This window comes from Escherichia sp. MOD1-EC6098 (assembly GCF_002965865.1).
Classification (GTDB): domain Bacteria; phylum Pseudomonadota; class Gammaproteobacteria; order Enterobacterales; family Enterobacteriaceae; genus Escherichia; species Escherichia marmotae.
Window position 1 is genome coordinate 514443 of record NZ_PTSN01000001.1, and the last position, 16160, is coordinate 530602.

Consider the following 16160-nt stretch of genomic DNA (forward strand, 5'->3'; position numbering starts at 1 on the left):
GAAAGGTTATGGTCCTGCCAGTAAACAAGCGCGTTTTCAAGATTCTGTTTATTCTCTTTGTTGTTGCCGTCTGCGTTTATTTAGTGCCGCGCGTCGCTATCAATTTTTTCTATTATCCTGATGACAAAATTTATGGCCCTGACCCCTGGTCAGCAGAATCCGTAGAGTTTACCGCTGAAGATGGCACACGCCTGCAAGGCTGGTTTATTCCGTCATCGACTGGCCCCGCTGAAAATGCCATCGCTACGGTGATCCATGCTCATGGCAATGCCGGAAATATGTCTGCACATTGGCCACTGGTCAGTTGGTTACCCGAACGCAATTTCAACGTGTTTATGTTTGATTATCGTGGGTTTGGTAAGTCTAAAGGAACGCCTTCGCAAGCCGGATTACTGGACGATACACTGAGCGCCATCAACGTGGTGCGCCATCGCAGTGATGTAAACCCGCAGCGACTGGTACTGTTTGGTCAGAGTATTGGCGGTGCGAATATTCTTGATGTTATTGGTCAGGGCAATCGTGAGGGCATCCGCGCGGTGATCCTCGACTCCACATTTGCCTCTTACTCAACCATCGCCAACCAGATGATCCCCGGCAGTGGTTACTTACTTGATGAAAGTTACAGCGGTGAAAATTACATTGCCAGCGTCAGCCCCATTCCGCTTTTACTGATTCACGGCAAAGCCGATCACGTTATCCCCTGGCAGCACAGTGAAAAGTTATATGCTCTGGCGAAAGAGCCAAAACGGCTGATTCTGATCCCCGATGGCGAACACATTGACGCTTTTTCCGATCGTCATGGTGATGTTTATCGCGAACAAGCGGTAGATTTTATCCTCAATACGTTGAGCCCATAGAATTAACCTTAAGATTAAAACCCGATAAAACAGCATGAAATCACCTTAAGACATGGCATTCAACTGGCCATTGCTGTTTATATCGATAAAAATTCTGTGACGCCTGCCCGCATTTCTGATAAATAGCGTTCCATTCACCATTTCCCTAAGCAAACTTTAGCTATCCTTATCAATTATGCTTATGGGAGATCAACAGATGATGTCTACACTTGCTCCACCATCTGCCCTTTCTGCTCCCCAGCGCCGCTGCCAGATCTTGTTAACGCTATTTCAGCCGGGGTTGACCGCCACCACGGCAACGTTTAGCGAGCTTAATGGTGTGGATGATGATATTGCCAGTTTTGATATCAGCGAAACAGGACGGGAGATCCTGCGCTATCATCAACTCACGCTCACTACTGGTTATGACGGTAGCTACCGGATTGAAGGTACAGTACTTAATCAACGTTTATGTTTATTTCACTGGCTACGACGCGGTTTCCGTTTATGCCCGTCATTTATCTCCGGTCGTTTCGCCCCTGCCATAAAGGAAGAATTGAAGCGTCGGGGGATTGCTCGCAACTTTTACGACGATACCAACCTACAAGCTTTAGTTAATCTGTGTTCGCGACGATTGCAAAAATGCTTTGAAGCTCGTGATATTCATTTTCTGTGCCTGTATCTGCAATATTGCCTGCTACAACATCATGCCGGGATCACGCCACAATTTAACCCACAGCAACGTCGATGGGCTGAATCCTGCCTTGAATTTCAGATAGCACAAGAAATTGGCCGCCACTGGCAACGCCGGGCGCGCCAGCCTGTACCACCAGATGAACCGTTGTTTATGGCATTGCTCTTTTCCATGTTGCGGGTTCCCAATCCGCTGCAGGATACCCATCAGCGCGATCGGCAATTGCGTCAGGCTATTGTCCGTCTGGTACAACATTTTCGTGAGCTGGGAAATGTCCGTTTCTATGATGAACAGGGGTTATGCGATCAGCTTTATACTCATCTCGCTCAGGCATTACGCCGCAGTTTGTTTGCCATCGGTATTGATAACACCTTGCCAGAAGAGTTCAGCCGACTTTACCCACGCCTGGTTCGTACAACCCGCGCGGCGCTGGCCGGGTTTGAAAGTGAATACAATGTCCGTTTTTCCGATGAGGAAAGTGGTCTGGTGGCGGTGATTTTCGGCGCATGGCTGATGCAAGCAAATGAAGTTAACGAAAAACAGATTGTTTTACTGACGGACAATGACAGTGAAAGAGAAGCAAGTATTGAGCAACAATTGCGCGAAATTACGCTACTGCCGCTCAATATTAAACATATATCGGTGAAGGCCTTTTTACGAAATGGCGCACCGAGAAACGCTGTGCTGATTATTGCACCTTATACCATCCCGTTACCGCTCTTTTCGCCGCCGCTGATTCATACGAATCAGACCCTGACCGCACACCAACAGGAGCAGATCCGTAAAATGCTGGAATAATCAGCATGAAGGAACCACTTTTGGGCGCAGAAACATTGCCGGAAGCGCCACCAATGCCATCACCCAGAACACGCCGTGCCCCAGATATTGATACAAGAATCCGGCGAAGACGGTCATGATAGCGATACTGCCGCCCATCGCGACGGCAGAGTAAACCGCCTGCAAACGGATCACCTCACTACCCTGACGAGCGGCGATATAGCGCATGGCGGCCAGGTGGCACACGGTAAAAGTGCCGCAATGCAGGATCTGCACCAATATCAACCACGGTAACTCAGTGGTTGCCCCCATAATGCTCCAACGCGCCACTCCGCAAATCGCTGAGATCAACAACATATCGCGAGCGCTACAGCGACGGAAAAGTTTGTTACTCAGCGCAAAGATGATCACTTCCGCCACCACCCCAAGTGACCACAAATAGCCCACCGCCGAAGCCGAGTAACCCGCTGCCTGCCAGTAAATGGCGCTAAAACCGTAATACGCCGCGTGCGCTCCCTGCAATAGACAAACACAAGCCAGAAAGCGCCAGTTCTGGCGAACCAGCGCCAGCCAGGCCGGCCATCCCGTGCTCTCCTGCTGGCGGCTTACCCCTTGTGGTTGAATGGTCGGGCGAATGAGAAAACCAAGTAGCATGGATGCCACGCCCAGCGTCAACATCGCGAGGATCACCCGATAATCAAACACCGTGACCAGTTTGCCCGTCAGCGCCGAACCAATGACAAATGCCACCGAGCCCCACAGCCGCACTTTGCCGTAATCAAGCGGAAACTGCTTTTGCCAGGTATTCGCCAGCGCGTCAGTCAACGGCACCAGCGGTGAGAAAAAGAGGTTAAAACCGACCATTACCACCATCAGCCACGCGACATGCGCGCCAGCCCAGAAGGCAACGGCAAACAGCAGCGTCAGCAACGCCAGCACCCGCAGCGCGGAAATCAGACGAGAAGGATCGCTGACGCGGGGCGCGATTATCAAACTACCGAGAAAACGGGCAACCAGACCGGCCCCTAACAACAGACCGATGGTTTCTGGCGTTAAGCCAATCCCCTCAAGCCAGACGCTCCAGAAAGGTAGAAAAATGCCGTAGCTAAAAAAGTACGTGAAATAACCGAGCGCCAACCAGCGCGTGGATTGCAAAACCATGAGTCCCTCCCGTCAGGAGGCGTTAGTCTGGAGTTAATCGAATGTTGTTGCAAGTTGGAAAATAAGAATATTCGAGCGAGCTTCCCGGCATGAAGCAGCAAGCACATTGTCAGCGACCTGCGCTATGCCGTTATAGCAAACCAGGATAATTAGCGAATATCTCAACGCCTGGGGCGTGGCGAGGTGCCAGAGTGTGTATTACGTTTAAATCACATCTTTTTGCAAAGGGATTGGTTATGAACACACTACGTTATTTTGATTTTGGCGCAGCCCGCCCCGTTTTGTTATTAATTGCCCGTATTGCCATCATCTTAATTTTCATTATTTTTGGTTTTCCCAAAATGATGGGCTTTGACGGTACGGTCCAATATATGACCTCGCTGGGCGCGCCAATGCCGATGCTGGCGGCAATTATTGCGGTAGTTATGGAAGTGCCTGCCGCGATATTAATCGTGCTTGGTTTTTTCACTCGTCCGCTGGCGGTGCTGTTTATTTTCTACACGCTGGGTACAGCGGTGATTGGCCATCATTACTGGGATATGACGGGGGATGCGGTCGGGCCAAATATGATTAATTTCTGGAAAAATGTCAGTATTGCAGGCGCATTCTTGCTGCTGGCGATTACCGGACCGGGGGCGATCTCTCTCGATCGGCGTTAAAAACATGCCGGATGCGGCGTGAACGCCTTATCCGGCCTACCGTTCCGGCACCCATTGTAGGCCTGTGCATCCGGCATTTTATAAATTACAGCAACTCAACCCGCAACGACATCTCTAAGGTTGTTGACTCCCCCGGCGCAAGCGCAATGAGATCTCCGCCTTCGGGACGATGATGGTCATCCGGCGCATGACTCATCGGCTCCAGGCAGAAGAAATCAAACGCATACCCTTTATCAAACGTCGGATCCGAAACAAAGATGAAATAACACGGTGCGGGCGGCGTCGTTTCCATAGTGATGGCGTAACCCTGCTGTGGCTGCTCAATGCGTGCCTGACCATTCCATCCGGAAAAACCATTGTTCACCCACTGACGCGGCAACGGCGCGAGCTGATTGAAATCCAGCTCCAGCGGTAACTGCGCGCAAAACGCCCCCGCCAGCCACTGTTCCCGCTCCAGCCAGTAACCGCTCGCCTGCGCCTGAATCCGCGTTTGCGACGACAACGGAAAATAAGGATGCCAGCCCGTACCAAACGGCAGCGTCTCTGCACCTTCATTGGTGACAGAGAGCGTGACCGTCAGCGCATCTGCCGTTAAATGAAACGTCTGACTTACCCGATAATGATAAATGCCACCGCGATGTTCATACTCCAGACATAAACTATCATCGCTGCACGTTACACATTGCCACTGGCCCAGCCAGCCATCGCCGTGCAGATAATGCGCGTCCCATTCAACGTTAGGATGTAGCGGATACTCACGCCCTTGCCAGACAAAGCGGTTGCCGCTCACCCGGTTAGCAAACGGCACCAGCGGAAAACAGGAGGCATCGGTTGCCACACCGTTTTTTTTACCCGGACGTAGCAACGCCGTCGTGTCGTGCCAGAAGCCTTCTATGACTCCGCCCTGGTCAGAGATATCCAGCTTTAGCGCCCCATGAAATAAGGTATAGATGGTCATCCGCTAACTCCTTAATCCGGGAAATTAATCACAACTTTCCCACATTTGCCACTTGCCATCAGCGCATACGCCTCACCCGCCTGTTCCAGTGAGAAGCGGTGGGTAATGGCGTTACGCGGCCACAGTTTCCAGTCCGTCAGATCGTGAGCGCATTTTTCCATATGGAACAGGCTGGTCACCCAGGAGCCAATAATCCGCCGTTGATGGTGCATCAGATCGGCGCTGACCTCGAACTCCACTTTTCCAGTTTCCCCGATGTAAACCACGCGTCCCCAGTCGGCGGTGGATTGCAATGCCAGCAAGCGCCCCGCAGCATTACCGGAACAATCGAGCGCAACATCCGCGCCGCCGTGGGTGAGCTCGGCAATTATCTGCGGCAGACCTTCAGTGGTTGCTAAATAACCGTGATCCATCACACCTAACTGTTTCGCCATCGCCAGACGTTCCGGCAACATATCAACGCCGATGATCCGTTTCGCACCGCGACCTTTCGCCAGCATCATCGCCATCATCCCGACCGGCCCCAGACCGACCACCAGCACGTTATCGCTGCCGGAGACTTCGCCGCGCAAAATCCCTTCATACGCCGTGCCAACGCCGCAACTGATAAACGCTCCATCTTCGTAGCTCAGTGCGTCTGGCAGGAGGATCAGATCTTTTTCTTCCGCCAGCAGATATTCGGCATGACCGCCGTCACGCTGCCAGCCGTAAGCCGCTTTTCCTTTGCCAGTACAAGAGATAGGAAAGCCGCGGCGGCAGTTCGGGCAAAAACCACAGCCGGAAATGTGATACACCAGCACGCGGTTACCCTCTTTAAAATGACGACAGCCTTGCCCCATAGCCACAATCTGCCCGCACGGTTCATGACCGTTGATAAATCCCTGATACAACGGTTTATCGGGCGCCGCCGCCGTGGCGCGGTGTTGATGATAGATATAGTGGACATCGCTTCCGCAAATCCCGGAGGATTTCATTTTGATCAGTACCTGGTTAATCCCCGGCGTCGGCACCGCAACTTCCCGTAGATCAACGGTCGAATTTCCTGGTAAGTAAGCTGCCAGCATCGTTTTCATAAGTCCCTCATTAACAATACGATTAATTTTCATCCCTGCCGCACCCGCGCCAGGGGCGTTAATATTTAGCGTTTCGCTTTACTGCTTCGCTGGGTCAGCAAGATATTCGCCAGTACCGCCACCACGATGATGACGCCGCGAACCACCTGCTGGAAAAAGGAGTTAATTCCGAGCAGCACCAGACCGTTACCGATTAGCGTAATGACCAGAACGCCAAGCAGCGTACCGAACAGGGAGCCGCGACCGCCGGAAAGCGCCGTACCACCAACTACCACGGCTGCGATCACGTCAAACTCCAGACCGTTTGCCGCGCCTGCGTTACCAGAACCGAGGCGCGCCGCCAGTAAAATGCCGGTCACCGCCGCTAATAATCCTGAAAGGGTAAAAATAAGAATGCGTACTCGCCGGACGTTAATCCCGCACAACTGCGCCGCCGTGGCATTACCGCCCACAGCAAAAACCGAACGCCCGAAGGCAGTTTTACGGCTGATGAACACAAACAGCGCAAACAACACCATCATGATCAGCGCGGATACCGGCACGCCGAGAAATTGCCCACCCAGCCAGTCCAGTACCTCGTTTTCGTCAATCGGCACAGGCAGGGCGTTAGTCATAAACAGCCCCATACCGCGCAGGGCGCTCCACAACCCCAGCGTGGCCACAAAACTTGGCACGTTAAACACGCCACGTAACACCCCGGCGAGCGTTCCCATCAGCGCGCCTAACAGCAACACCAACAAACACGCCACCGCCAGAGGAACCTCAAATTGCAGTAAAAATGCCAGGCACACCGAGACAAAAGCCACCATTGGCCCAACGCTGACATCAATTTCACCGGAGATAATAATCAGCGTCATCGCCCAGGCGGCAATACCGATGGTGGCGGCATCGCGTAGCACGTTCATCTGGTTATTTAATGAGATAAAGCCTGGTGCGTTCAGGGAGAAGACCAGATACAAAATGGCTATCACCACCAGCAAACCGATCTCATTAATGTGGCGACTGACAAATTGTTTGAGCGAGACGCTCTTGCCCTGCGGCAATGGTAATGACGAAGCAGACATCTTCAGGTTCCTCGGTAAAATTCATCAGTGCACAGACAGAATGGCGGACATCAGCTCATCCACATTGACCGGCGAGTGAAACTCCTGCGAGAACGTGCCGTGCTGTAACAACAGGATGCGGTCGCACACCAGCGGCAACTCTTCCACTTCACTGGAGATAAACACCACGCTTTTTCCTTCGGCGGCCAGCTCGCGGACAATACGGTAAATCTGCTGCTTGGCTTCGATATCGACGCCGCGCGTTGGCTCGTCGAGCAACAGAATCTGGCTGGCGGCATAGACCCAACGACCGATCACCACTTTTTGCTGATTACCGCCGGAAAGCGTACCAATCGGCGTTTCGCTACTGGCAGCCTTGACTGTCATCCGTTGCATCACCTCTTCGGTCAGGCGGCGGATGGTGGACCATTGCAGCACGCCGTTAGCGCTGATTTTTTGCCGGTTGGTCAGCACTGTATTTTCGTCAACGCCCAGCCAGGGAATGATCCCCGCTTCTTTGCGATTTTCCGGGGTATAGCCGATGCCGCGTTTCAACATGTCGCCGTAATCCGGGCGCGTGATTTTCTCGCCGTTGATAACAATTTCGCCCTGCTCAAACGCTTCCAGTCCAACAATCGCTTTCAGCAATTCACTGCGCCCGGCTCCCAGCAGGCCAGCAATACCGAGCACTTCACCACGACGCAGTGAAAAATTGATCTCCGCAAGTTTTGGTCTGTGGCGTAACGCACGAACATCCAGCACGATCTGGTCAGCAATTTCCTGGGCGGCAACCGGCGCAATATCAACGTGATCGCGTCCAAGCATCAGCGACACAATATGACGGGTGGAGGTGTTTTCGAGCATCACATCGCCCGCCACCTGACCATCGCGCATGACGGTGGCGCAGGAAGCGATACGGCGGATTTCTTCCATCCGGTGGCTGACATAAATCACCGCCACGCCCAGTGCCGACATCTTTTTCACGGCGCTGATCACCAGTTCAACTTCCGCACTGGCAAGCGAACTGGTAGGTTCATCAAGAATGACCACGCGCGGCTCGCCCTTCATCACTCGCGCAATTTCCACCAGTTGCTTTTGCGCCGGACTTAGCGTCGATACAAGTTGTTCAGGGCTAACGTCGACACCCAGCGCCTGTAAGCAACGTTGGGCATCCTGCGCCATTTGCGGGTAATCAATCATGCTGTTGCGGCGTGGCCATTGACCAAGGCAGAGGTTTTCCGCCACCGTCAGCCCCTCCACCAGACTTAACTCCTGATAAACCGCGCGTACCCCCAGTTCAGCGGCACGGCGAGTCAGCGTAGCTTCGTCACCTTCCAGCCGCGTCTCGCCAATCCAGATATCGCCGCTGTCCGGGCGTTCGCTGCCGGTGAGCATTCGAATGAGGGGCGATTTGCCCGCGCCATTTTTACCTAACAGCGCGCGAACTTCGCCTTTATTGAGCGTGAAATTAACGTTATCCAGCGCAACGACGCCGGGATAACGCTTATTTCCTGCCACCACTTTTGCTACCGGGACTGCCTCTGTTGCCGTGAACATAGGGACCTCTGCGAATCAGCTATTAGGGCAGACCATCAACATGCGTTGCCAGCCACTGCTTACCGTCTTCCGTTTTGGTATAGAGATCGATAGGCACCTGAATCACTTTTTCACCGTCGGCTTTTTTATCGATAACCTTCAATGTTTGCGCAAAAACAGCGTTACCCATTTTCTTACCGGAAATATCCACTACCGCTTTCAGCACCTGGTTGTTTTCCAGTTCCTGGGCAATTTCAGTCGTCATATCTGAACCAAAGACGGCAATTTTCCCGGCCTGATTTTGATTACGTACTGCTTTAACTGCGCCGAGTGTCGCGCCGCCCGATTCTCCCATAATGGCGTTGAGATCCGGCGTGGAGATAATCAGTTTTTCACCGACAGAAATCGCTTTATCTAAAACAGTACCTTCCTGATTCGCGACAATTTGCGCTCCGGGAACACGGGCTTTTAATACTTCTTCAAACCCTTTACGCCGCTGCACACAAACTTCAAAAGCTTCGCAATTTATGACGGCAATTTTTGGTTGTTCAATTTTGTTGGCAATAAAATAATCGGCGGCGGCATTACCCAGTTTTTTACCGAATTCCAGAGGATCGCCCACCAGATACGCCGAGACATATTTATCGACCCCTTTCTGATTAATACAGGTGTTGTAGCAAATCACTGGAATACCCGCCTCACTGGCGCGTCGAACGGTGCGGCTACTGCCATTTTCAGACACTGCCGACAAAATAATGGCATCAACATTACGCGCCACGAGGGTATCAACAAAAGTACTTTCTTTTGAAATATCCCCCTGTGCGTTGGTTTCTATTAACTGTACCTGTACTGAGGAATCTTTTGCCGCATCCTGAACACCCTGACGTACACCGGCGTAATATCCCTGAGTATCAAGATATATTGCGCCAATGGTCATTTCTTTTTCCACAGCCCTGGCGAATAGTGCGCTACCCAAAAGCGTAGCTATTAAAATTATATTACGGGTTGCTCTCATTTTTTCAGGCATAGTGCCTCCTGTAGGGTTTTTATTTACAACGGCTTATTTTAATTATTTAGTGATGAGCGGCAGCGCATGCCGCTCAAATATTACAGTTAATAGGGTTTAGTGAACGTAGTTAAAAATAAAAGGCATCACGGTGGTGAATAATGCCGCTTTCGGCCAGGCCGGATTAATCGCCGTCAGTTCAGCGCGCACAGATTCATATTGCGCAATCTCCCCTAATCCCGCAGCCGCCAGCATCGACACCATCAGGCATTTTTCTTTATGCTGCTGTTGTAAATCGCCATACAGCGACAACAAGTCCGGTTGTGAAACAGCAAAGAAATCCGCTTCGATACTGGTTTTCGCCATCTGTTGCGCCCACTGTTTCATTTCACTGAACAGTTGCTGTGCCGTTTGTTGTTCGCCCAGCAATCGCAGTGCCATCCCTTGCCAGAAGAGATAATCGACCGGCTGATCGTTGTAATAACTGTGGATGTTAATGGTGCGATCGCCGGTCGCCGCCATTCGTAAGCAGCGCGTCGCCTCAGCTTCATCGCCCTGCGTTTTCGCGCATACTGCCTGCCAGAACCAGATGTCGTTATCAGTCTGCCCAGGTAAACGACCTTCGCTTAAATTCTCCGGATAATGCAACGCGGCATGAAGCAGTTCGCTTGCCTGCTGCGGCTGTCTGGCATCAAGGTGTTGCCAGGCGCGTAACAACTGGTTGAGGATAAACTGGCAGGTAACTTTCCCTTCCCCGCCTTCCCACGGATGGAATTTGCGCGTGGCGAGAATGTCCGCCGCTTTGTCTGCCTGACCGGTGAGATGCCACAAATTGAGCAGTTCTGCGGTCATGTCGTCGCGTTTCAGGGCAATTTCCAGATTATTTTCCAGACGCGCCAGTCGTTTCTCCGGCGAAGATCCGGTTAACTTATCCAGCAAATCGCGTTCGAAAAGCAGACGTGCATCCTGTGGCGCAAGCTGATAAGCATTATCAAGATAACGTGCGGCCAGTTCATCATCGTGCTGCTTATTCCACGCATGGATCGCCAACCCGCGCCAGCCGTCGGCAAACTCCGGCGACATCTCTACGCAACGCTGCCATAAGGCAATGGCTTTGTCGTAGCAACGCTTGTTGTAGTAGAAGCAGGCCAGTAAATGACGGGCGAACCAACACTCTTCAATGCTCTCCAGTGCCGCCACTTCCTCCAGCGTATTCGGGAAACGGACAAACTGCGGAAAGACATCAATGGCTCTTGTCACCAGTTCGCCACGATCAGCTTTCGGCAATAAGCTCGCTTGCAGATAAAGCGGCAACGTGCGTTGGCAGTCCAGTGCGTTCAGCATCTCTGCCGCCAGGGCGGGCATTCCCCAGTTAATCAACTGCCCGGCAGTCATCAGGGCGTTCACGTCGCGCCCCTGACACAGACCTCGCCACTGCGTGAAGGCAGATTCAGAACGACCATCGAACCAGTTCAACCACCACAGGGTGGCGTTCAGCGGATAATCGCGCAGCAGTTTCTCGCGCTGTAAACGCGCATTATCCTGACGGCCGCTTAATACCAGCAGCAGATTATGCAGGCAAAGCACTTCCTGATTAGTTGGGCAGGCGCGCAGGCTTTGTTGGCAAAAATCCAGCCCTGCCTCGAAGTTGCCATTACGCGCCGCCAGTCGTGCCAGACCGTAATAGCCGCCCGCTTTACTGTTGCCGCTCCAGACTGCACGCCAGAAATCCTCTTCGGCTTGTTGATATTGCCCCTGACGTTCGTAAGCACTGGCGCGAATCAAACTTGCCTGTCCGCACTGCGGGTTTTTATTCAGCGCATGTGCGCGTTTTAGCGCCTGACTGGCATATGCCACCGCTTGCGGGAAATCTGCGCGGTTATATTCCAGCATCGCCAGCGCCAGGTTGCAGCGATAATCGAGCGGATCCAACGCCACGCCGCGCAGGTAGTAATCGAACGGCGAACGGCTGGCGTGATGGTATTGCTCCAGATGCTGACCGACAAACCAGGCTTCATCTGTACTGGTAATGTCTTGTGCTGCCAGTGGCGCTTTAGCAACGTCCGGCAACGGTAGTTCTTGCGGCTGATGTTCCTGATAACTCAGTACAATATTGCCGTCAGCATCGGAAAGTTCGATAGTCAATCTGCCCGGATCAATACCGCGTAACACGCCCTGGATGGCGGTCGCTGGTGTCAGGGCTACGGCATCGTCAAGTAACACGTTGCATTTGCCGATTTCGCGGATCGCCAGACGATATCCACTCAACGGGGAGATGGCATACAGCCCCCACTCAATCCCCCGCTCGCTACGCTCTAATTTAATCACCGCGTCGCGGGAGGCGTTTTGCACCATGCCCAGAGAATGATAAGGCAGGAAATACTGCTCGAAACGCTTCTCTTCGTAAGCATCAAGCCAGGTAAAATCGGGCTGGTTGTCAGCAAAAATGCCAGTCATCAGTTCGATATACGGGCCGTTATTGTCGGTCAGGCTCTTATCCCACGCCTGACCAAATTCACTGTGTCCCCAGCTCCACTGTTTTTTACCTGGTGCAATATGGTGGTTGGCAACGTGAAGCAAACCGCCATCTTCATCGTGACACCACGCGCCAACAAAATCGTACTGTGATTTTTCGGCCATATATGATGTTGGAACGGGTACATTTTTATAACGAGAAATGTCCACTCCGGCGGAGTAGTCCACTTTGTAATAGGTTCCGGTGGCAATGGGGAAAGCTGAAACGGCCCGTTTGCCATGATCGAATACCGCAGTCACATCCGGTGGGAAAACACTCTGATGCCCTTCACCACCTTTCACCGCCGGATTGGCCCACCACAAAAAATGACGCGGCGTAGCATTGCCGTTATAGGCGCGGCTGGCAATTTCCAGTGCGGCACGGTCAGGGCGCAGCGTGAAACCAGTCATCACCTGTAAACCGTGCATCGGCTCCGTTTCGCCAACCCATACAGTCTGTGCGCCATCTTCATGTGCTTCGATGGCGAAATCAACGGGCATAAAGGTGGTCGGGCGATGGTGTTGCGGCCAGTTAAACTCAATCCCGCCCGAGATCCACGGCCCCAGCAGCCCTACCAGCGCCGGTTTTATCACCTCATTGTGATAGACAAAATCGCGCTGTTTTACTTTATCCCACGCGCGATGCACACGACCGCCCAGTTCCGGCAGGATCATCACTTTGATGTAGTCGTTTTCCAGCCATACCGCCTGCCACGATTTCAGGGTTTTCTGCTCGCTCAGCGTATCCGTCACGCCATAGGGATAAACCGCGCCGGACGATCCCTGATAAACGCGATTTTCCAGAAACATGGGATGTATATCCTGCGGCCCGGTTTCATAGGTCGGGATCTCAACGCGCTCTTGCCACACTTTTACTGGAGTCATGGTGCCCTCAATATTAACAAGACATACTGAATTAAAAGATTTGTGGCAGTGTATTGAACAATCTGGCAATGTTTTCGCGGAATAATCACGCAATTAACTAAACAAGGTTTAGTGAAGATGAGAGCCTGCATTAACAATCAACAGATCCGCCACCATAACAAATGCGTGATTCTGGAGCTGCTGTACCGGCAAAAACGTGCCAATAAATCGACGCTGGCCCGACTGGCGCAAATTTCAATTCCGGCAGTCAGTAATATTTTGCAGGAGCTGGAAAACGAAAAGCGGGTGGTGAATATCGACGATGAAAGCCAGACGCGCGGGCATAGCAGCGGCACATGGCTCATTGCACCGGAGGGTGCCTGGACGCTGTGTCTGAACGTTACGCCCACCAGCATTGAGTGTCAGGTCGCTAATGCCTGTTTAAGTCCGAAAGGTGAATTTGAACGCTTTCAGATTGACGCTCCGACACCGCAGGCGCTATTGGCGGAGATCGAAAAATGCTGGCATCGCCATCGCAAACTGTGGCCAGAGCGCACTATCAATCTGGCGCTGGCAATTCACGGCCAGGTTGATCCGGTCACCGGCGTATCGCAAACCATGCCGCAAGCGCCGTGGACAGCGCCGGTTGAGGTGAAATATCTGCTGGAAGAAAAGCTCGGCATTCGGGTAATGGTCGATAATGACTGCGTGATGCTGGCGCTGGCGGAGAAATGGCAAAAAAATTCGCAGGGGCGTGATTTCTGCGTGATCAACGTTGATTACGGCATTGGCTCGTCGTTCGTGATTAACGAGCAAATTTATCGCGGCAGTTTGTATGGCAGCGGACAGATTGGTCACACCATCGTTAACCCCGATGGCGTCGCCTGTGATTGTGGACGTTACGGCTGCCTGGAAACCGTCGCCTCGTTAAGCGCATTAAAAAAGCAGGCGCGGGTATGGCTAAAATCACAGCCGGACAATACTCAACTTGATCCCGAAAAACTGACTACCGCGCAATTAATCGCTGCCTGGCAAAGTGGAGAACCGTGGGTCACCAGTTGGGTTGACCGCAGTGCTAACGCCATTGGTTTAAGTCTGTATAACTTCCTCAACATCCTCAATATTAATCAGATTTGGCTGTATGGTCGTAGCTGCGCCTTTGGCGAGAACTGGCTTAATACCATTATTCGCCAGACAGGGTTTAATCCGTTCGACCGCGATGAAGGGCCTGGCGTGAAAGCGACGCAAATTGGCTTCGGGCAATTAAGCCGCGCGCAACAGGTGCTGGGGATTGGCTATTTGTATGTTGAAGCGCAGTTACGGCAAATTTAATGCCGCGATAACGTAACAAGGCTTCCCGAAGGAAGCCTCGCGATGATCACAAACGTAAGATTGCCTGATGCGCTACGCTTATCAGGCCTACACGGATATTGCAATGTATTGAATTTGCAAAGTTTTGTAGGCCGGATAAGGCGTTCATGCCGCATCCGGCATGAACAACGAGCACATTGTCAGCAAACCACCGTTTCGCTTATGCGTAAACCGGGTAGCGAGCGCAGATGTCGAGAACTTTACCTTTGATGCGCTCGATAACCGCTTCATCATTGATGCTGTCCAGCACGTCACACATCCAGCCAGCCAGTTCTTTCGCTTCTGCTTCTTTAAAGCCGCGACGGGTAATCGCCGGAGTACCCACACGAATACCGGAGGTCACAAACGGGCTCTTCGGATCGTTCGGTACGCTGTTTTTGTTCACGGTGATGTTAGCACGGCCCAGAGCGGCGTCAGCTTCTTTACCGGTCAGGTTTTTATCAACCAGATCAACCAGGAACAGGTGGTTATCAGTACCGCCGGAAACCACTTTGTAGCCGCGCTCGAGGAACACTTCTACCATCGCTTTGGCGTTTTTCGCGACCTGCTGCTGGTAAGTTTTGAACTCCGGCTCCATCGCTTCTTTCAGCGCTACTGCTTTACCGGCGATTACGTGCATCAGCGGACCGCCCTGCCCACCCGGGAAGACAGCAGAGTTCAGTTTTTTGTACAGATCTTCGCTACCACCTTTCGCCAGGATCAGGCCGCCGCGCGGACCCGCCAGGGTTTTGTGAGTGGTAGTAGTGACAACGTGAGCATGAGGAACCGGGTTCGGATAGACGCCAGCAGCAACCAGGCCCGCAACGTGCGCCATATCAACGAACAAGTAAGCACCGATGCTGTCAGCGATTTCACGCATTTTCGCCCAGTCAACCACGCCGGAATATGCTGAGAAGCCGCCGATGATCATTTTCGGTTTGTGTTCTTTCGCTTGTTTTTCCAGATCTGCGTAGTCGATATGACCTGTTGCATCGATACCGTAAGGAACGATGTTGTACAGTTTACCGGAGAAGTTAACCGGAGAACCGTGAGTCAGGTGACCGCCGTGTGCCAGGTTCATACCCAGAACGGTATCGCCTGGTTCCAGCAGCGCGGTGTAGACCGCAAAGTTAGCCTGGGAACCGGAGTGCGGCTGAACGTTAGCGTAGTCAGCGCCGAACAGCTCTTTCGCGCGATCGATCGCCAGTTGTTCGACGATATCAACATACTCGCAACCGCCGTAGTAACGTTTACCCGGATAACCTTCAGCATATTTGTTGGTTAGCTGAGAGCCCTGTGCTTGCATTACGCGCGGGCTGGTGTAGTTTTCGGAGGCGATCAGTTCGATGTGCTCTTCCTGACGTACTTTTTCCTGCTCCATAGCCTGCCACAGTTCGGCATCATAATCGGCAATGTTCATTTCACGCTTTAACATCCGCATCTCCTGACTCAGCTAACAATAAAATTTTTTCGCCTAATTTTGGCGGTCCTGATGGACAACGGCGAACAGTATAACCGAATCATTCTGCGATAACAGGTCTTGACAAAGGAATTTACGCAAACGATTACCTTCAAGCACGTCAAGGCTTTGGTGAATAAAGGACTTACTACCGGAAACGGATTTCTTTTCAGGTTTGTGATGCAAATTTTTCACTTCATCACATTCCTAATGAAAAACACCAAGGAACC

The 16160-nt window shown here is 52.3% G+C and carries 12 protein-coding genes; 4 read left to right on the forward strand and 8 right to left on the reverse strand.

The window, feature by feature from the left end:
• Positions 1-8 precede the first annotated feature (8 nt).
• Positions 9-857 (forward strand): alpha/beta hydrolase, encoded by an 849-nt coding sequence (locus C0K55_RS02445; protein WP_085449148.1) that lies wholly within the window; start codon positions 9-11, stop codon positions 855-857.
• Positions 858-1053: 196 nt separating this feature from the next.
• Positions 1054-2328, forward strand: coding sequence for a stationary phase inducible protein CsiE (gene csiE / locus C0K55_RS02450; RefSeq protein WP_000987934.1), 1275 nt, complete (start codon positions 1054-1056; stop codon positions 2326-2328).
• Here csiE and C0K55_RS02455 read toward each other — a convergent pair whose 3' ends face one another.
• Positions 2329-3468: a 3-phenylpropionate MFS transporter gene (locus C0K55_RS02455; RefSeq protein WP_000244163.1), complete on the reverse strand. Its 1140-nt coding sequence runs from the start codon at positions 3466-3468 to the stop codon at positions 2329-2331.
• Positions 3469-3704: 236 nt separating this feature from the next.
• On the opposite strand from C0K55_RS02455, the gene C0K55_RS02460 reads away from it, so the two are divergent.
• Positions 3705-4127 (forward strand): DoxX family protein, encoded by a 423-nt coding sequence (locus C0K55_RS02460; protein ID WP_105266343.1) that lies wholly within the window; start codon positions 3705-3707, stop codon positions 4125-4127.
• Positions 4128-4212: 85 nt separating this feature from the next.
• On the opposite strand, the gene C0K55_RS02465 is transcribed toward C0K55_RS02460, so the two are convergent.
• The 6 genes from C0K55_RS02465 to C0K55_RS02490 all read right to left on the reverse strand — a co-directional run bounded on the left by C0K55_RS02465 (position 4213) and on the right by C0K55_RS02490 (position 13142).
• Positions 4213-5085 (reverse strand): aldose 1-epimerase, encoded by an 873-nt coding sequence (locus C0K55_RS02465; protein WP_105266342.1) that lies wholly within the window; start codon positions 5083-5085, stop codon positions 4213-4215.
• A gap of 11 nt (positions 5086-5096) precedes the next feature.
• Positions 5097-6191 (reverse strand): zinc-dependent alcohol dehydrogenase family protein, encoded by a 1095-nt coding sequence (locus C0K55_RS02470; protein WP_172955673.1) that lies wholly within the window; start codon positions 6189-6191, stop codon positions 5097-5099.
• 32 nt (positions 6192-6223) lie between these two features.
• Positions 6224-7222, reverse strand: coding sequence for an ABC transporter permease (locus tag C0K55_RS02475; protein ID WP_001276671.1), 999 nt, complete (start codon positions 7220-7222; stop codon positions 6224-6226).
• Positions 7223-7246: 24 nt separating this feature from the next.
• Entirely contained in the window at positions 7247-8758 is a 1512-nt protein-coding gene (locus C0K55_RS02480; protein WP_105266341.1) for a sugar ABC transporter ATP-binding protein, read from the reverse strand.
• 22 nt (positions 8759-8780) lie between these two features.
• A complete protein-coding gene (locus C0K55_RS02485; RefSeq protein ID WP_105266340.1) occupies positions 8781-9764 on the reverse strand; it encodes a substrate-binding domain-containing protein in 984 nt (327 codons plus the stop codon).
• Between the two features lie 96 nt (positions 9765-9860).
• The gene (locus C0K55_RS02490; protein WP_105266339.1) at positions 9861-13142 is read right to left on the reverse strand and encodes a DUF5107 domain-containing protein; all 3282 of its coding nucleotides are present in this window, start codon (positions 13140-13142) and stop codon (positions 9861-9863) included.
• 117 nt (positions 13143-13259) lie between these two features.
• Between C0K55_RS02490 and C0K55_RS02495 the strand changes: the two genes are divergently transcribed.
• Complete coding sequence (locus C0K55_RS02495; protein WP_001516887.1) at positions 13260-14453, forward strand: ROK family protein; 1194 nt, start codon at positions 13260-13262, stop codon at positions 14451-14453.
• A 199-nt stretch (positions 14454-14652) separates the two neighbouring features.
• Here C0K55_RS02495 and glyA read toward each other — a convergent pair whose 3' ends face one another.
• Positions 14653-15906 (reverse strand): serine hydroxymethyltransferase, encoded by a 1254-nt coding sequence (gene glyA, locus C0K55_RS02500; RefSeq protein WP_000919150.1) that lies wholly within the window; start codon positions 15904-15906, stop codon positions 14653-14655.
• Positions 15907-16160: the final 254 nt, after the last annotated feature.